This window comes from Streptomyces sp. NPDC045470, assembly GCF_040646595.1.
Classification (GTDB): domain Bacteria; phylum Actinomycetota; class Actinomycetes; order Streptomycetales; family Streptomycetaceae; genus Streptomyces.
On record NZ_JBEZAN010000001.1, the window covers coordinates 148901 to 171399 of the forward strand.

General features: G+C 72.0%; 18 protein-coding genes. 3 read left to right on the plus strand and 15 right to left on the minus strand.

The window, feature by feature from the left end:
* Positions 1-3: 3 nt before the first annotated feature.
* From AB0A97_RS00735 to AB0A97_RS00775, 9 genes are all read right to left on the minus strand, one after another.
* Positions 4-1215 (minus strand): phosphoglycerate kinase, encoded by a 1212-nt coding sequence (locus tag AB0A97_RS00735; RefSeq protein ID WP_361142515.1) that lies wholly within the window; start codon positions 1213-1215, stop codon positions 4-6.
* A gap of 114 nt (positions 1216-1329) precedes the next feature.
* Entirely contained in the window at positions 1330-2334 is a 1005-nt protein-coding gene (gene gap / locus AB0A97_RS00740) for a type I glyceraldehyde-3-phosphate dehydrogenase (protein WP_361142518.1), read from the minus strand.
* A gap of 171 nt (positions 2335-2505) precedes the next feature.
* Positions 2506-5463, minus strand: coding sequence for a M14 family zinc carboxypeptidase (locus tag AB0A97_RS00745; RefSeq protein WP_361142520.1), 2958 nt, complete (start codon positions 5461-5463; stop codon positions 2506-2508).
* Between the two features lie 971 nt (positions 5464-6434).
* A complete protein-coding gene (gene whiA / locus AB0A97_RS00750) occupies positions 6435-7424 on the minus strand; it encodes a DNA-binding protein WhiA (RefSeq protein WP_003987139.1) in 990 nt (329 codons plus the stop codon).
* A complete protein-coding gene (yvcK, locus tag AB0A97_RS00755) occupies positions 7415-8479 on the minus strand; it encodes a uridine diphosphate-N-acetylglucosamine-binding protein YvcK (protein ID WP_361142523.1) in 1065 nt (354 codons plus the stop codon). The genes whiA and yvcK overlap by 10 nt, the downstream gene beginning before the upstream one ends.
* Positions 8476-9471: an RNase adapter RapZ gene (rapZ, locus tag AB0A97_RS00760; RefSeq protein ID WP_361142526.1), complete on the minus strand. Its 996-nt coding sequence runs from the start codon at positions 9469-9471 to the stop codon at positions 8476-8478. The genes yvcK and rapZ overlap by 4 nt, the downstream gene beginning before the upstream one ends.
* Positions 9468-11555: an excinuclease ABC subunit UvrC gene (gene uvrC, locus AB0A97_RS00765; protein WP_361142529.1), complete on the minus strand. Its 2088-nt coding sequence runs from the start codon at positions 11553-11555 to the stop codon at positions 9468-9470. Before uvrC ends, rapZ begins: the two co-directional genes overlap by 4 nt.
* A gap of 252 nt (positions 11556-11807) precedes the next feature.
* A complete protein-coding gene (locus tag AB0A97_RS00770; RefSeq protein ID WP_361142532.1) occupies positions 11808-12704 on the minus strand; it encodes a hypothetical protein in 897 nt (298 codons plus the stop codon).
* Between the two features lie 4 nt (positions 12705-12708).
* Entirely contained in the window at positions 12709-13359 is a 651-nt protein-coding gene (locus tag AB0A97_RS00775; RefSeq protein ID WP_361142535.1) for a papain-like cysteine protease family protein, read from the minus strand.
* Positions 13360-13767: 408 nt separating this feature from the next.
* On the opposite strand from AB0A97_RS00775, the gene AB0A97_RS00780 reads away from it, so the two are divergent.
* On the plus strand, positions 13768-14688 hold the full coding sequence (locus AB0A97_RS00780; RefSeq protein WP_361142538.1) for a hypothetical protein: 921 nt from the start codon (positions 13768-13770) through the stop codon (positions 14686-14688).
* A gap of 48 nt (positions 14689-14736) precedes the next feature.
* Here the strand turns inward: AB0A97_RS00780 and AB0A97_RS00785 are convergent, their stop codons facing one another.
* The 6 genes from AB0A97_RS00785 to AB0A97_RS00810 form a co-directional block, all read right to left on the minus strand.
* Complete coding sequence (locus AB0A97_RS00785) at positions 14737-15123, minus strand: MTH1187 family thiamine-binding protein (protein WP_361142541.1); 387 nt, start codon at positions 15121-15123, stop codon at positions 14737-14739.
* A gap of 61 nt (positions 15124-15184) precedes the next feature.
* On the minus strand, positions 15185-16342 hold the full coding sequence (locus tag AB0A97_RS00790; RefSeq protein ID WP_361142544.1) for an MAB_1171c family putative transporter: 1158 nt from the start codon (positions 16340-16342) through the stop codon (positions 15185-15187).
* Entirely contained in the window at positions 16327-16878 is a 552-nt protein-coding gene (locus tag AB0A97_RS00795; protein ID WP_361142547.1) for a hypothetical protein, read from the minus strand. Before AB0A97_RS00795 ends, AB0A97_RS00790 begins: the two co-directional genes overlap by 16 nt.
* Positions 16879-17168: 290 nt before the next feature.
* Positions 17169-17579 (minus strand): Rieske 2Fe-2S domain-containing protein, encoded by a 411-nt coding sequence (locus AB0A97_RS00800; protein WP_361142550.1) that lies wholly within the window; start codon positions 17577-17579, stop codon positions 17169-17171.
* A gap of 34 nt (positions 17580-17613) precedes the next feature.
* Positions 17614-19062 (minus strand): sugar porter family MFS transporter, encoded by a 1449-nt coding sequence (locus tag AB0A97_RS00805; protein ID WP_361142553.1) that lies wholly within the window; start codon positions 19060-19062, stop codon positions 17614-17616.
* A gap of 6 nt (positions 19063-19068) precedes the next feature.
* The gene (locus AB0A97_RS00810) at positions 19069-20103 is read right to left on the minus strand and encodes a zinc-dependent alcohol dehydrogenase family protein (RefSeq protein ID WP_361142556.1); all 1035 of its coding nucleotides are present in this window, start codon (positions 20101-20103) and stop codon (positions 19069-19071) included.
* A 179-nt stretch (positions 20104-20282) separates the two neighbouring features.
* Here AB0A97_RS00810 and AB0A97_RS00815 point away from each other — a divergent pair, with 179 nt between their 5' ends.
* Positions 20283-21335 carry a LacI family DNA-binding transcriptional regulator gene (locus tag AB0A97_RS00815; protein WP_361142559.1) on the plus strand — a complete coding sequence of 351 codons (1053 nt, stop codon included), beginning with the start codon at positions 20283-20285 and terminating at the stop codon, positions 21333-21335.
* Entirely contained in the window at positions 21332-22279 is a 948-nt protein-coding gene (locus AB0A97_RS00820; RefSeq protein ID WP_361142562.1) for a carbohydrate kinase, read from the plus strand. The genes AB0A97_RS00815 and AB0A97_RS00820 overlap by 4 nt, the downstream gene beginning before the upstream one ends.
* Positions 22280-22499 lie beyond the last annotated feature (220 nt).

Sequence of the window (22499 nt, forward strand, 5' to 3'; positions counted from 1 at the left end):
TCTTCAGTCCTCCAGAGCGGCGAGACCGGGAAGCGTCTTGCCTTCGAGGTATTCGAGGCTGGCGCCGCCGCCGGTCGAGATGTGGCCGAAAGCATTTTCGTCGAAGCCGAGCGAGCGCACGGCGGCGGCCGAGTCGCCGCCGCCGACGACGGTGAAGCCGTCGCAGTTCAGCAGGGCCTGCGCGATGGCGGTGGTGCCACCGGCGTAGTCGGGGTGCTCGGCGACGCCGACCGGGCCGTTCCAGAAGACGGTCTCGGCGTCGGCGATCTTCGAGGCGAACAGCTCCCGGGTCTTCGGGCCGATGTCCAGGCCCTCCTTGTCGGAGGGGATCTTGTCGGCGTCGACCGTGACGTAGTCGGCCGGGGCCTTCGTCTTCAGGTCGGGGAAGTCGGCCGAGGCCAGGATGTCGACCGGCAGCACCAGCTCGACGCCGTTCTTCTCGGCGCGCTCCATGTACTCGGTGACGGTCGGGATCTGGTCCTCCTGAAGGAGGGAGATGCCGACCTCGTAGCCCTTGGCCTTGAGGAAGGTGTACGCCATGCCGCCGCCGATCAGCAGCCGGTCGGCCTTGCCGAGCAGCTCGTCGATGACGGCGAGCTTGTCGGAGACCTTGGCGCCGCCGAGCACGACCACGTACGGGCGCTTGACGTCCTCGGTGAGCTTCTTCAGGACGGTGACCTCGGCGGCGATCAGGTCGCCCGCGGCGTGCGGCAGGCGGGCCGGCAGGTCGTAGACGGAGGCGTGCTTGCGGTGCACGGCGCCGAAGCCGTCGCCGACGTACACGTCCGCGAGGGCCGCGAGCTGGTCTGCGAAGGCGCCGCGCTCGGCGTCGTCCTTGCTGGTCTCGCCCGGGTTGAAGCGCAGGTTCTCCAGGACGGCGACCTCGCCCTCCCCGAGGCCCTCGACGACGGAGCGGGCGGAGTCGCCGACCGTGTCCGTGGCGAAGGCGACCTCGCGGCCGATCAGCTCACCCAGCCGCGCGGCGGCGGGGGCGAGGGAGAAGGCCGGGTCCGGGGCGCCCTTGGGACGGCCCAGGTGGGAGGCGACGATCACCTTGGCGCCGAGCTGGGCGAGCTTGGCGATCGTCGGCTGCACGGCGCGGATGCGGCCGTCGTCGGTGATGGTGGTGCCGTCCAGCGGCACATTGAGGTCCGCGCGGACGAAGACCCGCTTGCCGGACAGCCCTTCCTGGGCGAGATCGTCGATCGTCTTCATGCGAAGTGACTCCGTTGCGTAGGTCGGTCATGGGAGGGGGCCCGTACGGCGCTTCGGTGCGCCCTACGAGCCCCTTCCGCACATCTACGTGCCCTGGCCTTGATCAGGCAGGTGTCAGAGCTGGCCGCCGACGAAGGTGGTCAGGTCCACCAGGCGGTTGGAGTAGCCCCACTCGTTGTCGTACCAGCCGATGACCTTGACGCTCTTGCCCTGCGCCATCGTCAGGGAGGAGTCGAAGGTGCAGGAGGCCGGCCAGTTGACGATGTCCGAGGAGACGATCGGGTCCTCGGTGTACTCCAGGATGCCCTTGAGCTGGCCCTCGGACGCCTTCTGGAACGCGGCGTTGACCTCGTCCTTGGTGACCTCGCGCTCCAGCTCGATGACCAGGTCGGTCACGGAGCCGGTGGGGACCGGGACGCGCATGGCGATGCCGTCCAGCTTGCCCTCGAGCTGCGGGAGGACCAGCGCGGTGGCCTTGGCGGCACCGGTCGTGGTCGGGATGATGTTCTCCGCGGCGGCGCGGGCGCGGCGCAGGTCCGAGTGCGGGAAGTCCAGGATGCGCTGGTCGTTGGTGTACGCGTGGACCGTCGTCATCAGGCCCTTGACGATGCCGAAGTTCTCGTCGAGAACCTTGGCCATCGGCGCCACACAGTTGGTGGTGCAGGAGGCGTTGGAGATGACGTGGTGGTTGGCCGCGTCGTACTTGTCCTGGTTGACGCCCATCACGATCGTGATGTCCTCGCCCTTGGCGGGCGCGGAGATCAGGACCTTCTTGGCGCCGGCCTGGATGTGCTTCTCGGCGTCGGCCTTCTTGGTGAAGATGCCGGTCGACTCGATGACGATGTCGGCGCCCAGCTCGCCCCAGGGCAGGTTGGCGGGGTCGCGCTCGGCCATCGTCTTGAAGGTCTGCTTGCCGACCGTGATGGTGTCGTCGGTGTGGCTGACGTCGTGCTTCAGGCGACCCAGGATGGTGTCGTACTTCAGCAGGTGAACCAGGGTGGCGTTGTCGGTCAGGTCGTTGACACCGACGATCTCGATGTCCGCACCCTGCTCCAGGAGCGCGCGGAAGTAGTTGCGACCAATGCGGCCGAATCCGTTGATGCCTACGCGGATCGTCACGAACCGATCTCCTCGTTGGTGCGCCGGTGCAGTACCGGCGAGCTGTATGGGATGTCCCCGACCGCCTCCGACCCTACCCCCAATACGAGACGTACGTGACATTGACAGGGGCGGTCCGGGCCCACTCTGGGGCCACGGACCGCCCTGTTCGCCGAGAGAGGACGGGTGCGGTCAGCCGTCGAGGGCCTTGAGGGCCGCGCCGGCCAGTTCCGCCCGATCCGTGGCGGTCTGTACGTGCTCCAGGCCGAAGCCCAGCAGAACGGTGTTCCGGGTGGTCACCGCCCCGGCGGCCCGGAACAGCTCCCTGGAACGGGTCCAGTCGCCGGTGGCGGGCGGGCTGCCCGCGGGCGGGCCGGGGACGGCCCAGGGCCCGAGGGAGGTCTCGAAGCCCTCCAGCGGCTCGCCACCGGTGCCGGTGGTGAGCCTGGTGTTGTCCACGAAGACACCGCGGCCGCCGGTGCTGGGGTCGGTGATGTAGGAGAGCGCCAGCTCGACACGCTGCCCGGCGTAGGCCGACAGGTCGACGGCGACCGGCCGCCAGCCGTCCGAGGAGCCGGTGAAGCGGTGCCACGCTCCGGTGGTGCCGGTGTTGCGGCACTCGGTGCCGGTGCGGGTCAGGTAGTGCTGGAGGAAGGGGTGCGCGGCCAGGTAGTAGCCGGCCCCGCACTCGGCGGGTACGTCGGTGCGGGTGCCGCCGTTCGCGTCGGGCAGCGTCGTCCAGTCACCCTTGCCCACGGTGTGCGCCTCGACGACGGCGTTGTCGTACCCGTCCTCGGTGTCGTGGCTGAGCATGAAGCGGAGGGTGGGCCGGTCGGCCGCGGTCACGCCCGTCAGGTCCACGGCCCGGGACAGCCGCATCCAGGAGGTGTCGCGGTGCTGCGCGGCGGCGAACCAGTCACCCTCGTACGGCTGGAAGGGGGTCCGTACTCCCGGGTAATCGCCGGCTGCGGCACTGGCGAACTGGGGGAACGTGGCCGGTGGCAGCTCGTCGGAGATCACCGAGTGGGCGCCGGCGGAATCCAGCGGGTTGCCCGGCGCGTCGCCGAGCTCCACCTCCGCGCCGGCCAGCTTGCCGGTGCCCTTGAAGGCGGGCGGGTTCTTTACGGGGACGCGGCTGCCGGCACCCAGGTAGTACTGGCTGAAGTCGTCGGTCACGGCCCGGCCGACCACGGCGGTGCCGCCCGCCTGCTCACCCGCGGCGAGCAGCTTGCCGCCCTCGTTGAGGTAGTCGCGTACGGCCAGCAGGGTGGCGCCGCCCGGGCGGCCCGCTCCGGTGTACCAGACGACGTTGTCGAAGTGGCTCAGGACACCGAGCGCGTCCGGGGCGCCCTGCCGGGCGACGTCCCAGACCGCGGCGCGGTGGCCGTTGGCGGCGAGGGCCTTGGTGTACGCGGCGGTGTGCCGCGCGGGGGTGGTGCCGCCCTCCTCGGCGAGGACGAGGGTGTCGGCGCGCGGCCGCTCGGCGACGGTGTAGGTGAAAGGTTCACTCTTGGTGGTCTTGCCGCCGCGGGTACGGCCGGAGAACCAGACCTCGACCTGGTCCCCCGGGTCGGCCCCCTCGACGGACGCCCGGTACTGGTCGAAGTGGAGGTTGTCCTCGCCCCCGTAGGTCTCGCCGCCCTCCCACGCCTCCAGCTCTTCCGTGTGCCGGCGACCGCCGTTGACGCGGTAGTTCAGCTCCTTGTCACGTACGGACTTGCGGGCGGTGACGGCGACTTCCTGGTCCTCGCCGCGGGCGTAGGAGGTGGTGAAGGCGTGCGGGGTGAAGTCCGGCGCCTTCAATCCCACGGACGAGACGGGCTGGTCGGGGCGCCGGGCGCTCTCGGCGACGGAGAGCGCGAAGGGGATGTTCTTCTCGAACTCCGCCTGGACGAGCTTCTCGGAGTCGGGAAAGTTGAAGACGGACTGGCAGTCGGCGGCGTTCCACTCGTCGTTCGGGTCGGCGTTGGACACCGTCTGACAGGTCGACATCTCCGGGGTGAACATGGGAATGCCGTTGACGTTGGACGCGTGCCCGTCGGCCTCACCGTTCGTGATGTACAACTCGGAGGAGACCTGCGGGCGGTAGCCGGGAATCGCCGGCTTCTCAGGCGTGCCGGCCAGCGCCCGGTAGAGGACGTCGTCCGGGGTGGGGGTGGCCACCTGCCAGCCGACGCCGTAGAGGATCAGCTCGGCGGCGGAGTGGTAGTTGATGGCGTACCGGAAACCGATGCGCTTCTCGAAGGCGTCCAGCGCCTTGGTCTCCGGCTCGGAGGCGGCGGCCGGACCGCGGTAGGTCTCGCCTGCCGGGTTCGGGGACGAACCCTCGTTGTCGTAGCCCCACTTGTACGAGAAGTTGCGGTTGAGGTCGACGCCGTCGCCGGGGGTGATCCTGCCGTCGCCGTTGTTGTCGCGCAGGTTCTTGCGCCACAGGCGGTTCTGCGGGCTCTCGAAGGTGTGCTCGTAACCGTCCGGGTTGGCGGAGAGCACGAACCACAGCTCGGTGGTGTCGAGGATCCGGGTCAGCCGCGGGTCCTTGCCGTACCCGGCCAGGTAGTACTGCATCAGCCGGCGGGTCATCTCGGGAGTGATCCACTCCCGGGCGTGCTGGTTGGACAGGTACAGCACCGCGGGCTTGGCGCCGTCCTCGGTCGTGTCGGCGTTCCTGGTGAGCTTCAGGGCCATGATGTCGCGGCCCTTGACGGTCTTGCCGATGCTGACGACCTTCGCGAGGTTCCGGTGGTACCGCGCGGTGTCGATCATCTCCTTCATCAGCCCGTTGGCACCCATGTACGGGCGGAAGACCCCGTCCCCCTGAGCCTTGAGCTTGCGCTGCGTCTCCGCCGGAACGATTTTGCGCGTCAGCTCCACACCTTGCCGGCGCAGCCCGGCGGCCTGCTCGGCGGAGAGGTACACCTCGACCTCCGCCTTACCGGTGCTCGGCACCTGCGCGCTCAGCTCGTGGCCGTCCACCCCCGCCGTGAGCAGCAGCGGCACCTGCGCCTTGGTGACCTCGGCCGTCCAGACCCCGACCGCGTCCTGCCCCGCCGCGTCCTCCGCCCGCGCCTGCGCCTGCGCGGCGGGCACCGCCACCACCCCTCCCAGCAGCAACGCCGCTGCCGCGAGTAAGGATCTCGCCCTACGTCTCATGAGCCCCCCTTGCCGTCGTCCTTCTCGTGAATAGGCGTTCGACAGACTGGTGACGCTGCATGATCAAGTCAATACAGGGCGTGGCGAATGGCGAAGTGTGTGGCCGAGAAGCTCCCGGAGACGTCGCCCTACGGTGAACCACCGGCACCCACGCAGTTCACAGCACGTGGCCGCCCGCCAGAAAGTCCGCCGCCGCGCCCTCCCGAAGACCGACGACAACGGAAAGGGCGGACGCCTGCCCCAACCGGCCGACGGTCGCCATACGGCGGGGAGGGGGCGGGCCGTAGGACGAAGTCTGGAGGGCCGGCCCCGTGTCCGGGCCACGGCGGCGCCACCCGGCACGGCCTGCCAGTCGGCTACGGAGTCCGGCCCGCCGTCGGGCGCCGAAACTCCGCCGTACTGCGGGCGGCTCGACGGTGGCGCGGGCCCGGGCCCTCCAGACTTCGTCCTCCGGTCCCGCGCCCTCCCGTACGCGCCACGCTGACACGTACGGGGGTGGGGGGACGCCTGCCCCCCACCGGCCGTTGGTCGCGGTACGGCGGGAGGGGGGCGGGCCGTAGGACGGAGTCTGGAGGGCCGGTCCCGTGTCCGGGCTGCGGGGGCGCCACCCGGCACGGCCTGCCAGTCGGCTACGGAGTCCGGCCCGCCGTCGGGCGCCGAAACCCTGTCCCGACTGCGGGCAGCTCGATGGTGGTGCGGGCCCGGGCCCTCCAGACTTCGTCCTCCGGTCCCGCACCCTCCCGTACACGTTCGGCTTTCGCGGCGTGGATGGGGGGACGTCTGCCCCCACCGGCCGTTGGTCGCTGTACGGCGGGAGGGGGCGGGCCGTAGGACGGAGTCTGGAGGGCCGGGCCCGTGGTCGGGCCGGGGAGAGCGTGGCCCGGTACGGGCGGGGAGTCGGCCATGGTGGACGGCCCGCCGCCGGACGGCGAAACCCCTACCCGGCTTCCCGGCGCGAGACCCGCGCCATCTCAGCCGACCATGCCGTCCGCCATCTCCTCCGACAGGTTGGACTCCGTGCCGGGGATGCCCAGGTCCTGGGCGCGCTTGTCGGCCATCGCCAGGAGGCGGCGGATGCGGCCGGCGACGGCGTCCTTGGTCAGGGGCGGGTCGGCGAGGGCGCCCAGTTCTTCCAGGGACGCCTGCTTGTGGTCCATGCGCAGGCGGCCGGCCGCGGCGAGGTGTTCGGGGACCTCCTCGCCGAGAATTTCCAGGGCGCGCTGAACCCGGGCCCCCGCCGCAACCGCCGCACGCGCCGAACGGCGCAAATTCGCGTCGTCGAAGTTGGCGAGGCGGTTGGCCGTGGCGCGGACCTCGCGGCGCATCCGCCGCTCCTCCCAGGCCAGTACGGACTCATGGGCACCCAGGCGCGTCAACAGTGCGCCAATCGCATCACCGTCACGGACGACGACGCGGTCCACGCCGCGCACCTCGCGGGCCTTGGCGCCGATGCCGAGCCGGCGGGCGGCGCCGACCAGGGCGAGGGCGGCCTCGGGCCCGGGGCAGGTGACCTCCAGGGAGGAGGAGCGGCCCGGCTCGGTGAGCGAGCCGTGGGCGAGGAAGGCCCCGCGCCAGGCCGCCTCGGCGTCACAGGTGGCTCCGGAGACGACCTGCGGGGGCAGGCCGCGGATGGGCCTTCCGCGGCCGTCGACCAGGCCGGTCTGACGGGCGAGCTGGTCGCCGCCGGCGACGACCCGTACGACGTAGCGGCTGCCGCGCCGCAGGCCGCCGGGGGCCATCACCACCAGGTCGGAGGAGTGGCCGAAGATCTCCAGGATGTCCTTGCGCAACCGCCGGGCGGCGATGCCCGTGTCCAGCTCCGCCTCGATCACGATCCGCCCGCTGACCAGGTGCAGACCACCCGCGAACCGCAGGATCGACGAGACCTCCGACTTCCGGCAGCAGGTCCGGGTGACGGGGAGCCGGGAGATTTCGTCCTTCACCGCTGCCGTCATCGCCATGGGCCGATCCTTCCATGCATCCGAAAAATACGGTCGTACGCGGCGGCCAGCAGCTCCGGGTCGTGCCGGGCGGCACCCTTGTGGGTCTCCGCCGTGCCGCAGGGGCTGCCGGGCGCGGCGACCTCCGCCAGCTCGACCTCGCTGCCCACGAGCTGTTTGGCAGCGACGGTCAGGCTCTCGGTGTCGGGCACGGCGGCCCGGTCGGCCAGCACCACGTCGAAGGCGAGTTTAGGGGCGTGTCGGGCCAAAACCTCCAAATGACGCTGCGGGGAAAAGCCATCGGTTTCGCCGGGCTGGGGTGCCAGGTTCAGCGAGAGGACCTTACGGGCCTTGGTCTCCTCCAGTGCCTCGCGCAGTTCGGGCACGAGCAGGTGCGGGATGACGGAGGAGAACCAGGAACCGGGGCCGAGCACCACCCAGTCCGCGTCCCGGACCGCGGCGACGACCTCGGGTACCGCGGGCGGGTCCTCCGGGACGAGGTGCACGGACTGCACCTCGCCGGGGGTCAGCGCGACCGTGGCCTGGCCGCGGACCGTGGAGATCTCGTCCGGGCGGGTCTCGTCGTGGCCCTTGACCAGGGCCTGGAGCTCCAGGGGTACGGCGGACATGGGCAGCACCCGGCCGTGCGCGCCGAGCAGCTTGCCGACCAGGTCGAGGGCCTGGACGTGGTCGCCGAGCTGTTCCCACAGGGCGACGATGAGGAGGTTGCCGACGGCGTGGTCGTGCAGTTCGCCCTCGCTGGTGAAGCGGTGCTGGATCACCCGGGACCAGGTCTGGCCCCAGTCGTCGTCCCCGCACAGCGCGGCGAGTGCCTTGCGCAGGTCGCCGGGCGGCAGGACGCCCAGTTCGTCGCGGAGCCGCCCGCTGGAGCCGCCGTCGTCGGCGACGGTGACCACGGCGGTCAGGTCGCCGGTGATGCGGCGCAGCGCGGCGAGCGAGGCGGACAGACCCATGCCGCCGCCGAGCGCCACGACCTTGGGCGTGGCGCCCCTGCCGGAGCGGCTGCCCGGGACCAGCTTGCGGACCCGGCGCAGCCGCAGGGGACGGGCGGTCATTCGCGCCCCATGTCCCGGTGGACGACAACGGTCTCGACGCCTTCGGAGACCAGGCGGTGGGCGAGCTTCTCGGACATGGCGACGCTGCGGTGCTTGCCACCCGTACAGCCGACGGCGATGGTCACGTACCGCTTGCCCTCGCGGCGGTAGCCTTCGGCGACGATGCGCAGCAGCTCCGCGTAGCCGTCCAGGAACTCCTTGGCGCCGGGCTGGCCGAAGACGTAGCCGGAGACCTCGTCGTTCAGGCCGGTGTACGGGCGCAGCTCGGGGACCCAGTGCGGGTTGGGGATGAAGCGGCAGTCGATGACCATGTCGGCGTCGACGGGCAGGCCGTACTTGAAGCCGAAGGACATGACCGTCGCGCGCAGCTCGGGCACCTCCTCGCCGGCGAACTGGGCGTCCATCTTGGCGCGCAGCTCGTGGACGTTCAGGCTGGAGGTGTCGATGACCAGGTCGGCGTCGCCGCGCAGCTCGCGCAGCAGGTCGCGCTCGGCGGCGATGCCGTCCACGATGCGCCCGTCACCCTGGAGGGGGTGCGGGCGGCGGACGGACTCGAAGCGGCGCACCAGGGCCTCGTCGGAGGACTCCAGGAAGACGATGCGGCGCTTGACGCTCTGCGCGTCGAGGGTGGCCAGGGACTCCTTGAGGTTGTCGAAGAAGCGCCGGCCGCGGACGTCGACGACGACGGCGATGCGGGCGACGTTGCCCTGCGAGCGGGCGCCCAGCTCGACCATGGGCGGGATCAGCTCGGGCGGGATGTTGTCGACGACGAACCAGCCGAGGTCCTCCAGGCACTTGGCGGCCGTGCTGCGGCCGGCCCCGGACATCCCGGAGATGATCACCAGCTCGGGGATGGCGGCGCTCTCGCCCGCGTCGGCATCGCGCATCGTGCCCGTACTCACCTGTGCACCGTCTCTCTCGGTCGTGCGGGAAGGCCGGGTGTCCTGGGCTTCCCGCGTGTCGTGCCTGTGCTGCTCGGTACTGCTGCTCATCGTTCCTGCCCCCGTTCTGATGACAACGCGGCCGGCGGGGTCGCGTCATCCTCAATGATCTCTCCTGTGGCGGTGTTCACCGCCGGGGCGGCCGGAGCCGCTCCGGCCAGCGCCGCCGCGATCGTCTCGGCCGTCTTGCGGCCGATCCCCGGCACCTCGCAGATGTCCTCGATCCGCGCGGCGCGCAGCCGCTTGACCGAGCCGAAGTGCTTCAGCAGGGCCTGTCGGCGACTCTCGCCGAGGCCGGGGACGCTGTCCAGCGGCCCGGCCTTGAGACGCTTGCCGCGCTTGTTGCGCTGGTAGGCGATGGCGAAGCGGTGGGCCTCGTCACGGACGCGCTGGAGGAGGTAGAGGCCCTCGCTGCTGCGGGGCAGGACGACGGGGTCGTCCTCGTCGGGCACCCAGACCTCTTCGAGGCGCTTGGCCAGGCCGCAGACGGCGACGTCGTCGATGCCCAGCTCGGACAGGGCCCGCTGGGCGGCGGCGACCTGCGGCTGGCCGCCGTCCACGACGACGAGCTGCGGCGGGTACGCGAAGCGCTTGGGGCGGCCCTCCTCGTCGGTGGGGCCGGTGGCCACGGGAGCGTCCTCGTCGGCGGAGGCGGTGACGGGCCCGCCGACGGGTCCGGCGGCCGGCGGCGCGTCCCCGCCGGCGGGCGTCTCCTCGTCCCACTCCCCCGTCTGCTGCTTCTCCTGGAGGTAGCGCCGGAAGCGGCGGCCGATGACCTCGTGCATGGCCCGGACGTCGTCCTGGCCCTCGAAGGTCTTGATCTGGAAGCGGCGGTACTCGCTCTTGCGGGCCAGGCCGTCCTCGAAGACCACCATCGAGGCCACCACGTCGTCGCCCTGGAGGTGGGAGATGTCGAAGCACTCGATGCGCAGCGGCACCGAGTCCAGGCCGAGGGCCTGGGCGATCTCCTCCAGGGCGCGGGAGCGGGTGGTCAGGTCGGAGGCGCGCTTGGTCTTGTGCAGGGCCAGCGCCTGCTGGGCGTTGCGCTGGACGGTGGCCATCAGGTCCTTCTTGTCGCCGCGCTGCGGGATGCGCAGCGAGACGTTGGACCCGCGGCGGTCCGTGAGCCACTGCTGGACCGGTTCGACGGGGTCGGGCAGCGCCGGGACCAGCACTTCCTTGGGCACGGCGTCACCGCTCTCCTCGCCGTAAAGCTGCTGGAGGGCGTGCTCGACGAGGGCGGCGCTGTCCACGTTCTCGACCTTGTCGGTGACCCAGCCGCGCTGGCCGCGCACCCGGCCGCCGCGGACGTGGAAGATCTGCACGGCCGCTTCCAGCTCGTCCTCGGCGAGGGCGATCAGGTCGGCGTCGGTGGCGTCGGCGAGCACCACGGCGCTCTTCTCCATGGCCCGCCGGAGCGCGTCCACGTCGTCGCGCAGCCGGGCGGCCCGCTCGTACTCCATCTCCTCGGCCGCCTCCTGCATGGACTTCTCCAGGCGGCGGATGTACGCACCCGTACGGCCGGCCATGAAGTCGCAGAACTCCTCGGCCAGTTCGCGGTGCTCCTCGGGGGAGACGCGGCCGACGCAGGGGGCCGAGCACTTGCCGATGTAGCCGAGCAGGCAGGGGCGGCCGATCTGGGCGGAGCGCTTGAAGACACCGGCGGAGCAGGTCCGTACGGGGAAGACGCGCAGCATCAGGTCGACGGTCTCGCGGATGGCCCAGGCCTGGCCGTACGGGCCGAAGTAGCGCACGCCCTTCTTCTTGGCGCCGCGCATGACCCGGACCCTGGGGTATTCCTCGTTGAGGGTGACGGCCAGGTACGGATAGCTCTTGTCGTCGCGGTACTTGACGTTGAACCGCGGGTCGTACTCCTTGATCCAGGTGTATTCGAGCTGAAGCGCCTCGACCTCGGTGTTGACGACCGTCCACTCGACGGAGGCCGCTGTGGTGACCATCGTGCGCGTACGCGGGTGGAGGTTGGCCAGGTCCTGGAAGTAGCTGGACAGGCGCTGGCGCAGGCTCTTGGCCTTGCCGACGTAGATGACGCGGCGGTACTCGTCACGGAATCTGTAGACCCCGGGCGAGTCGGGGATCTGTCCCGGCTTGGGTCGGTAACTGCTGGGGTCTGCCATGCCGCCCACCCTACTTGGGGGCGGTGACAGCGGGCGGACCGTGGGCGGCGGAGGGCATGCACGCCGGGCATACGGCGCGGGAAGAGGCGCTGCCGTACGCGCGGGCGCGGGGCGCGCCCGGCCCGGGCGGTGGGGTTCGTCCGGGCCGGGTGCCGGGGGCGGTGATGCGGTGGTGGCCTTCCGGCCGCGGGTCCGGGGAGCCGGGTCCGGGGAGCCGGGGCGGCGGCCCCGGTGCGGCTCCCCGGGCGGGTCTCAGCGGCTGTGGCGCCGGCGCAGCGCCGCGGCGCCGGAGAGCCCGAGGGCGAGCAGGGCGGCGGTGCCCGCGACGGCCGAGGCGGCGGTCACCGGGCCGCTGCTGTCGCCCGCCGTGGCGCCGGCCGCGACGGGCTGCCCGGCCGTACCCTGCCGGGCGGCCCCGTCATCCGCGCCGGACGCCTGCGGGCCGTACCCGCCGGCGGCGCCGCGCCGGTCGTACGCGGAGCCGGGCAGCTTGTCGCCGTACGCCTTCGCCACGCGTTTCTGGTACGCGGCCACGGTGGTGCCGCCCGCGCCGATCGCCTTGCGCGCCTCGGCGTCCAGCGGGCGGACGCGGTCGCCGCGCTGCTCGTACCAGGCGTTGATCTGCGGCTCCTGGAAGACCGTGCCGCCGTCGCCGGCCGCGCTGTAGCGGGCCTCGTCGTCGCCGGTCGCGATGTTGACGACCTTCCAGGCGCCGCCGGACTCGGCGGTCCACACGGACGCCTTCTGCCCGTCGGCGGAGACCGCCGTGCTGGCCAGGAACTCCAGCCGGGAGACGGGCGCCCCCGCCTTGCCGCGGACGAAGTCGGCCGAGAGGACGTACACGGGCACGGTCCGCCCCTCGATCCGCGGCCGCGCCTTCACCGGGGCGACCGCACCGTCGCGGGCGAAGAAGCGGGAGAGCGTCGCGAGGGTGTCCGGCGCGGTGGCCGCCGTGCGGGCGGCGGTGACGGTCGACGCGGCGGGCGCGGGCGGCGGCGCGGGGGTGGCGGCCAGCGCGCCCTGCGGCGCGAGGCCGAGGAAGGCGGCGGTGAGCGCGCCGGTGGCGGCGGCCCTTATGGCGGCGCGAAGGGCCGGGGTGCAGCGCCCGGCGGCGGTGCCGGATACGGCCGGAGCTCTGTGCTCGGTCATGGCCTCAGGCTCCGATCCGGTAGAGGGAGTGGGTCCAGGAGAAGGAGTTGCCGTTGACGTAGTAGTTGTAGTCGCCCCAGTTGTAGCGGCTGTTGGAGCCCCACGGGTCTCCCCAGTACACCCAGTTCCTGGCGGTGTCGAAACCGTAGATCACGTGCATGTGTCCGCCGCCCGAGGACCACTGGATGCGGGTCTCCACGGGGCGCCCCGCGTTGATCTCGCTCTGGACGGTGCCGTAGCGCAGGTAGCCCGTGACGTACGAGCCCGGGTTGACGCCCATCCAGTCGAAGGCGTTCTGCACATTCCCGAGTGTGGCCTGGTTGTTGGGGCAGTTGCTGCCCTGCTGACGGTTGAAGGCGGCGTTGCAGAACTGGTTCTGGCTGTATCTCTTGCCGTAGAAGGTGGCGATGGTGTTGCCGGACGCGGCCCAGCACCAGTTGGTCTGCTCCTGGGCCTGCATGGGTATGTTGAGCCGGTTGGCGGCCGTCACACCCTGGGGGGCGGACGCGGCGACTGCCGTCCGGGCCGCCGTGCCGGTGGGGGCGGGCGCGGCGGTGGCGGGTGTGGCGGGTACGGCGGTCAGCGCGGCGGCCGACAGTGCCGCGGCCGACAGCCATCTGCGGCGTGCGCCGCGGGTGCGTGGTGCACAGGTCATGGCGTTCCTCTCCCGATGAGGGGGGTGGGGATGGAGGAGCGCATCCGGATGCTGGTCAGGAGCATCGGGTGTTGTCGGGAGCAGGTCAACACGCTTCAATGCGGGGTGACATGGGGGTGTGGACGTCCGGTGCCGGGTGTGAACGGCTCGTGCCCGGCGTACTGCAGCGGACAGGCAGGGACAGCGCACGGTGTGAAGTCCGGTTGTGAACGTTCACCGCGCGCGCCGGAGGGTTGGGCGATGAATCAGCACATGACACAGCAGGCACCACATACACCTCATGGAACGCCTCAGGAAACACCCCATGGGGCGTCTCAGGAAACACCTCACGCATATCGGGAAGCACACGAACGGACCCCGCACCAGGCGCATCGGGCCCACCCGGAAAGCGGCCCGGTCTCCCCCCACTTGGCCGAACTGACACAGATTTTGCGGACCGGCCCGTTCCACCTGGCCCTGCGGGCCGCTCTGGCCGCGCGCGGTCTCGCCCTGCACCGCGTCCAGCACAAGCTGGCACAGCGCGGCATCAAGGTCGGTGTGACAAGTCTGAGTTACTGGCAGCAGGGGGCGCGGCGCCCGCAACGCCCCGAGTCGCTGCGCGCCGTACGGGCCCTGGAGGAAGTCCTCGACCTGCCCGCACGCTCCCTGCACCGGCTGCTGGTCCCCGAGGGCGGGGCGCGGGCCGAGACGACGGAGCGACCCGCCGCCCGCTCCTACCGCTCGCTCTTCGACCCCTCCGACGCCCTGCACGCCCTCCTCGCCGAGCTGGAGGCGCCGGCGGACGGTGGGCTGCACACGGTCGGCCACCACGAATGGGTGCACATCGGAGCCGGCCGCGAACTGAGCGGGCGGCGCTCCCTCCAGGTGGTACGCGCCCACCGGGACGGCGTGGACCGCTACATCGCCATCCACCAGGGTGACGCGGGCTGCGACCCGTCACGGGTGACCGTCACGGCCGGCGAGAACTGCCGCCTGGGGCGGGTGCGCCGGAACGCGGCCACCGCGATGGTGGTCGCCGAGCTGCTCTTCGACGTACGGCTGCGCACCGGCGACACCCACGTCTTCGGCCACGGCTTCGAGGACGGCAGCGGCGGCCAGAGCGCGGAGTACGTACGCGGCTTCCGCTTCGCCGGCGGCCAGTACGTCCTCCAGGTGTGCTTCGACGAAGCGGCGCTGCCGGTGCGCTGCCGCCGCTTCACGCAGACCAAGGCGGGCGCGCCCCGCTCGGGCCAGCAGGAGCTGACGCTGAGCGGGCAGCACCGGGCCGTACACCTGGTGGAGCAAGGCGTACGGCCCGGGATCGTGGGGATCGGGTGGGACTGGGGGTGATCCGGGCGGGGCGCCCCCGGGGGCGCCCCCGAGTAGCGGGGAGGCGCTCTAGGAGACCGGCCCCGTTCCGGTGGCCGGGACACCCGACGCGTCGGCGTCCGCGGCCGCCGTACGGCCGTCCAGGGCGCCCGCGACCGCCGCGTTGTCCGCGACGCGCCGTTCCAGCATCGAGATCTTGCCGTCCAGCGGGCGGTCCATCCCCGGCCATACGTCGATCCTGATGCTGGCCTGGACGCGCGGCACCCGGTCGGCGACGGCCTCGGTGGCGCGCTTGACGACGTCCATGACCTCGTCCCAGTCCCCCTCGATCATCGTGTACATGGAGTCCGAGCGGTTCGGCAGCCCGGACTCCCGAATGATCTTGATCGCGTCGGCGACGTACGCCGCGCCGTTCTCCTCCACGCCCATGGGCGTCAGGGCGAAGGCAATGAGCACGGTCTTCCTCTCCTCGTAGGGAAACGGCGGCCCGTCGGCGGCGGGCCGCGGTACGGCACCGTCACCCGCTGCCGACGTGTACCGCCCGGTACTCGCGTACCACGGGAGACCGGTAGGCATCCGCGATCCGCAGCAGGTGGCGGACCTCCTCGCCGAGATCGCCCGCGCCGGGGCCCGCGAGGTTGGCCGTCTGGGCCCGCGGCGCCTCCCCGGTGCGCCGCGCGTGCAGGGCGGCGGCCAGCCAGCAGGCGGTGACGTGCGCGTCGGCCAGGTGCTCGGGAACGTCCCGCTCCCCCACGTGCCGTCGGACCCCGTCCAGCGTGTCCGGGGTGACGTAGTCCCGCAGCACGATCATCGCGTCGCGGATCTCGATGACGCGCCGGTACAGGCGTAGCTGGAGCGGCAGCACGGCGTTGCGCAGCCGGCTGCCCGGCCCCAGGACCACATCGGGGGTGACCGCCGTCAGCTCCCGCCACAGCACGGCCAGCCCCCGGTAGGACGCGCGGTCCCGCCACAGTTGCCGGGCCCCGGCCACCACGGGCAGCGCCACGCCTGCCGCGATGAACAGCGCTTCGACGCCGGTGACCGGCGAGAACAGCGGGCCGAACACCGGTGAACGGGTCCGAAGGTAGGCCAGTTTGAGCACCCACAGCAGCGACGCCAGCAGGATGCCGGTGCCGAACAGCCGCAGCCCGTACCGCAGCAGCCGGGGCGCGCCGGTACGGCCCTGGGCCCAGCAGACGAACCCGCAGGTGGTGTCGGCCGTCAGGTGGAAGGCGAAGAAGACGTACCAGTAGGCGTCCGGCACGCTCGGGATGTCCGGCGACGGCGTGATCTGGTTGCGCGCGTGCGGCGGCCCGGTCAGGTCGAGCGCGACGAGCGCCAGCATGACGGCGAGTGCGGCGCCGAACACCAGGACGGTACGGCGCTGCCGCCCCGCCGCCTGGAAGATGAACCACAGCACGGCGGCCGCGTCGACGATGCTGAACAGGTGCGTGGTCAGGTCCACCCAGTGGGCGCCCGGCACGAGGCGGGCCAGGACGGCGGTGACCGGCTCCAGGTGCATCGACATGGCCAGCGCGATCATCACGATGGCGAACCACAGAGGCCGTTGCGCCCGGTCCTTGAGGCCCTGCGGCGCCCGGGCGAGCACCACGGCCCACAGGGCCACGATGCCGGCGTTCTCCAGCCAGGCGAGGTCCGTCAGCCACGTGAGCACGGTGCCCCCGGGTGACGGGTGCCCCGCGGGCCCGTACCGGACCGCAGGCCCATGCCGGACGCCAGTCCGCCGAGCGTGCCGGACAGCAGCGTCGGCGCGGGCACCCGGCCGGCGCCCTCCAGGATCAGGCTGGCGATCATCTCCGCCTCCTGCTCCTGCCGGTCGGAGTAGCGGGTGCGGCCCAGGGCCCGCCGGATGGACGCCGGGTCCCCGATGTCGATGTGCCGGAAGAGCCGGGGGTCCTCGACGGCCATGCGGTGGTCGCAGACCAGGTGGCCGATCTCGTGGAGGATGATGTGCTCCTGGTGGAGCGGGCTGGTCTGCGCGTCGTAGAAGACGTAGTCGCCCTCCTCGGTCGCCAGCCACATGCCGGTCGGCATGCCCAGCCCGGTCGGGGTGGGCAGGGTCAGCAGCCGCAACGGGCGGTCCCGGTCGGCGGCGAGCCGGACGCACAGTTCCTGGGCGGAGAACGGCTCGGGCAGCGGTATCCCGTCGATCACGCGCCGGCAGCGGCGGCGCAGTCGCCTCCAGTGCATCGCGGGTGGCTCTCCATGGCTTGTGGGGACAGGAGGGCAGCCGACCCGGTAGCGACGCCCGGTCATGCTGCCGCCGCCGGGTGGAGACACGAGGAAACCAGCACGACGACACCCCCTCGCGCGCCATCCGTGCCACGCGTCGTGCGATCGTAGATCGTCACCCGGCCCCCTGTCAGTCCCCCGCCGCCGAGCAGTCCGTTTCCGGCCAACTGCGCTGTGTGACGGCGCCCGGCGTCCACACGGTCACCCGCCGGCCCGTCGGCCCGTCGGCTTGTCAGCCCGTCAGCCCGTCAGCCCGCGATCAGCTTCCCGCCCTCGGCCTTGACGGGGACCTCCGGCAGCGGCTTGGAGGCCGGCCCCTGGATGACCTTGCCGGTCGTCACGTCGAACCGGCTGCCGTGGCAGGGGCAGTTGCCCTGGTTCCGCTCGATCTTGTCCAGTACGCATCCCGCGTGGGTGCACTTGGCGCTGAAGCACTTGAACCGGCCCTTCTCGGGCTGCGAGACGAGCAGGCGGCTCTCGCGGTACAGCTTGGCGCCGCCGACCGGTACCTCGGCGGCGGCGCCCAGGGCGACGGGCTCGGCGGGCGTCGCGGACGACTCGTCCGAGCCACCGCCGGAGCAGGCGGCGACGCCGAAGCCCGCCGCGCCGACGAGCGCGGCCCCTCGCAGCACGGTCCGGCGGGCGGGGGGCTGGCTCATGTCGTACTCCCGGGTTTTCGGTCAGGGCGCGGCGTCACCCTGCGGCGTCGGCTCCCGACGATACCGGTACCGATCCGTCCGCTTCGGGGTGACCCGACCGGCCCCCGTCGCGGCCCTCCGGATGCCCCGGACGGCCCTTGAGCAGGTCCCGTTCGATCTCCTCCAGGCTGCGGCCCTTGGTTTCCGGCAGCAGCTTCCGTACGAAGAGGAAGGCGGCGCACGTCGTCACGGCGAAGAACAGGAAGTTCACGCCGGCGCCCCAGGCGCGCAGCAGGGTCGGGAAGACCAGCGAGACGACCATGTTGAACAGCCAGTTGAACATGACGCACAGGCTCACCGCGGCGGCCCGGATGCGCATCGGGAACAGCTCCGGCAGCATCACCCACTGCACCGGTCCCCAGGAGACGGCGAAGGACGCGATGTACAGGGCGATGCCGAACAGGGTGAGGGTGGACAGCGCCGCCCCGTACCCGAGGCCGGACAGGTTGGTGACGGCCAGCACGAGCATCGCGGCGCACATCCCGAGCGCGCCGTACAGGAGCAGCGGCTTGCGTCCCTTGCGGTCGATCAGCCGCATGGCGGGCAGCGTCATCAGCATGTTCAGCAGCCCTATGCCGACGTTGGCGAGGATCGCGCCGTCGGAGCCGAAGCCGATGTCGGTGAGCAGCGTCGGGGCGTAGTAGATGATCGTGTTGATGCCGACGAAGTTCTGGAAGAAGACCAGCAGCATCCCGGCGAGGAGGACCGGCCGCAGCCGCGGCGCCGCGAGGTCCCGGAGGGTCAGCGAGCGGCTCTCGGCGCGTTCGGTGCGCTCGGTCTCCTCGATCTCGGCCAGTTCGGCGTCGGCCGCGCCGTCCGTACCGCGCAGCCGCGTCAGCACGTGCCGCGCCTCGTCGTTGCGGCCCTTGCCGACCAGCCAGCGGGGGCTCTCCGGCTGGGTGACGATGCCGAGCGCGAGGATCGCGGCGGGCACCACGCCCAAGCCGATCATCCAGCGCCACGCCTCGGCGCCGGCGAGCAGGTAGTCGGTGACGTACGCGAGGAAGATGCCGACCGTGACCAGCAGTTGCATCAGCGAGGTCAGCCCGCCGCGCAGGTGCTTGGGCGCCAGCTCCGTCAGGTAGAGCGGTACGACGACGGAGGCGATGCCCACGCCGGTGCCGATCACGAAGCGGAAGGCGATCAGCGTCCAGGGGGTGGTGGCCAGGGAGGCGCCGAGGGTGCCGAGGATGAAGACGGCGGAGGCGGCGAGGATCAGCCGGCGCCGGCCCCAGGAGTCGGACAGCCGTCCGGACAGGCCGGCGCCCAGCATCGCGCCGACCAGCAGGCCGGAGACGACCATGCCCTCCAGGAGCGGCGTCAGCGCGATGTCGTTCTTGATGAAGAGCATGGCGCCGGAGATGACGCCGGTGTCATAGCCCCACAGAATGCCGCCGAGGGCGCCGAAGACCCAGATCAGGGCGTTCTTGATGCGTGCGGGCACGGCCGGTCACCCCTTTCGCGCGGACTGCGGGCCCGCCGTACGGGAGCCCCGCTGCGGCGCGATGTGGATCTTGCGGCCGGTGCCGGCCCGGAAGCGGGCCACCGCCTCGTCGAAGTCCTCCAGCCCGTACACGTCGCTGACCAGCGGGTCGAGGTCGAGACCGGCTTCCAGTACGTCGATGGCGGGCTGGAAGCTGTTGTGGACGGCCATCGAGCCGATGATGTCGATCTCGTGGTGGTAGACCAGGTACGGCGAGAACTTCGCGGAGCGGGCCGGGTCGGTGACGCCGAACTGGAGGAACGTACCGCCCTTGCGGACCCGGCCGAGGCCGTCCTCGATGGCCGGGATCGCGCCGGTCGCGTCGATGACCACCTCGAAGCCGGGCTCACGGCCCAACTGGTCGGCGCTGGTGACGGCGGCGTCCAGACCGAAGCTCTCGGCGAAGGCCAGCCGGTCCTTGTTGAGGTCCACGACGGACACCGAGGCGGCGCCGGCGGTGCGGACCAGCGCGGCCATCATCAGGCCCATCGTTCCGGCGCCGTAGATCAGGTAGTGCTCGCCGGGGCGGCGGGGCAGCCGGTTCAGGCCGTGCACCGCGCAGGACAGCGGCTCGATCAGGCCCGCTGCGGCCTCGGAGAAGGACTCCGGGACGAGGTGGCAGCAGCGTGCGGGGACGGCGACCAGCTCGGCGAAACCACCCGCCTGGGTGACGCCGATCGCCCGGTAGTCCTCGCAGAGGTTGGCGCGGCCGATGCGGCAGTAGTGACAGGCGCCGCACGGCATGTTCGGGTTGACCGCGACCCGGTCGCCGACGGCCGGGCTGGTGACGCCCTCGCCGACGGCCACCACGTCACCGGTCAGCTCGTGGCCGGGGACCAGCGGGTAGGGCACGGCGGGCAGCTCGCCGCCCAGGATGTGCATGTCGGTCCCGCACAGCCCGCAGGAGGAGACGCGCACGACGACCTCCGCGGGTTCCGGCCGGGGATCGGGAACCTCGGTCAGGGCGGTACGGCCCGGCTCGGTGACCACGACAGCGCGCATGGCGCCTCCTCACGTCTTCGTGCGGTGTTGCGGGTGTTGCGGGATGGAGCGGCGTGAACGTAACCCGGGGGTAAACGTTTGCGCAAGCGTTTACGTCTAGGCTGTGATGGACTACGTACCGGCAGCCGGACCTCCTCCGGCCGACGGAACAGGGCGACGGACTCGGGGAGACGGACCGGATGACGACGATGGTCGATGTGGCGCGGCAGGCGGGAGTCTCCGTGGCCACGGTCTCGCACGTGCTCAACGAGACCCGGCCGGTACGCCCCGACACCCGCGCCGCCGTCCTGAAGGCCATCGACGAGCTGGGCTACACCCACAACACGCTGGCCCGTTCCCTGGTCACCGCGCGCACCCGCTCCATAGGTCTCGCGGTCTCCGCGATCAGCAACCCGTACTTCACCGAGATCCTCCAGGGCGTCGAGGCCGGCGCCCTGGAAGCCGGCTACAGCCTCTTGATCGCCGATCCCCACGACGACCCCGCGCACGAGCAGAAGGTCGTCCGGCTGCTGCACGAACGCCGGGTGGACGGCATGATCGTCGCGCCGTCCGCCGAACCGGCGGGCATGGTCGACTACCTGACCCGGCGCAAGGTTCCGGCCGTCTTCCTCGACCGGCTCGTCGGCGACGCGTACGACCAGGTCTGCGCCGAGAACACCGCCCCCGTACGGCAGCTCGTCGAGCACCTCGCCGGCCTCGGCCACACCCGTATCGGACTGGTGGCCGGGCTGCCCGGCCTGAGCACCACCACCGAACGCGTCCAGGGCTACCGCGAGGGCCTGCGCGCCCGCGGTCTGCCCTTCGCCCCCGAACTCCTGGCCGGCGGCAACTCCGAGGCGGAGGGCGCCCAGGACGCCACCCGCCATTTGCTGGCCGCCCCCGAACCGCCCACCGCGATCATCACCGCCAACAACGCGATGACCATCGGTACCCTGCGCGCGCTGCGCGACCTGGGCCGCGACGTCCCCCGTGACATCGCCCTGGTCTGCTTCGACGACTTCTCCTGGGCCGATCTCTTCGCACCGCGCCTGACCGCGATCTCCCAGCCCAGCAAGGAGATCGGGGCCGCCGCGGTCCGGCTGCTGCTGGAGCGGCTGGAGGAACCGGACCGCCCGCCACGCACTCTCCGGCTGCCCTGTACGTACGTGCACCGCGACTCCTGCGGCTGCACCGGCGCCGGACACCGACCCACTCACCCCGTTCCTCCCCCAGAAAGGCCAGGACTGTCGTGATCGTCGTCGCCGGCGAGGCCCTGATCGACCTCGTCCCCAGCTCGTCGTCGCCGTCCGGGGACGGGCCGTTGCCCGCGCTGCTGCCGCGCCGGGGCGGCGGCCCGTACAACACCGCGCTCGCCCTCGGGCGGCTCGGCTCGCCCGCCGCGTTCTGCTCGCGGATCTCCACCGACACGTTCGGTGAGGAACTGCTGCGCGGGCTGCGGGCGGACGGCGTGGACACCTCGCTCGTCCAGCGCGGCACCGAGCCCACCACCTTGGCCGTCGCGGACATCAGCCCGGACGGCTCGGCCGGTTACGGCTTCTACGCCGACGGTACCGCCGACCGGCTGTTCACCCTTCCGGCCGAACTGCCCGCCGCGGCACGGGCGGTGTCGTTCGGCACCTGCTCACTGGTGCTGGAGCCGGGCGCGAGCGCGTACGAGGCGCTGCTGCGCCGCTCGGCGGAGCAGGGGCTCTTCACGGCGCTGGACCCCAACATCCGCGCCGGGCTGATCGCGGACCCGGACGCCTACCGCGCCCGGTTCCGCGCCTGGCTGCCGCACGTCACGCTGCTGAAGCTCTCGGAGGAGGACGCGGAGTGGCTGGCCGGTCCCGGGGGTGTCGCGGCCGCGGTGAAGGACTGGCTGGCGGCCGGTCCCGCGGCGGTCGTGCTCACGCGCGGCGGCGACGGGCTGTCCGTGCTGACGCCGGGCGGTGCGGAGATCGCGGTGCCCGGTGAGCGGGTGGCGGTCGCCGACACGATCGGCGCGGGCGACACCGTCAACGCGGCCCTGCTGCACCGTCTCGACGCGCACGGCGCCCTGTCCCCCGACGCGCTCGCCGCGCTCGCCCCCGACGCCTGGCGCGACACCCTCGGCTTCGCGGCCCGCGCGGCCGCGGTGACCTGCTCCCGGCCGGGCGCGCAGCCGCCGTACGCGACGGAGCTGGTAGGGCCGGAGTGACGGGGCGGCGGGCCTCGCAGCCGTAGCGGCGGTACCGGACGGCGGGCCTCGCAGCCGGAACAGTGGTACCGGACGGCGGGCTCCGCATCCGAAACGGTGACACGGGCGGGCCCGGCCGCCCGGGGGCCTGTGCGGCGGCGGGCGGACCGCGCTGCCCACGGCGGCCGGGCGGATCACCCGCCTCATGACGACGACGGGCCGCCGCCCCTCCCCTTACGGG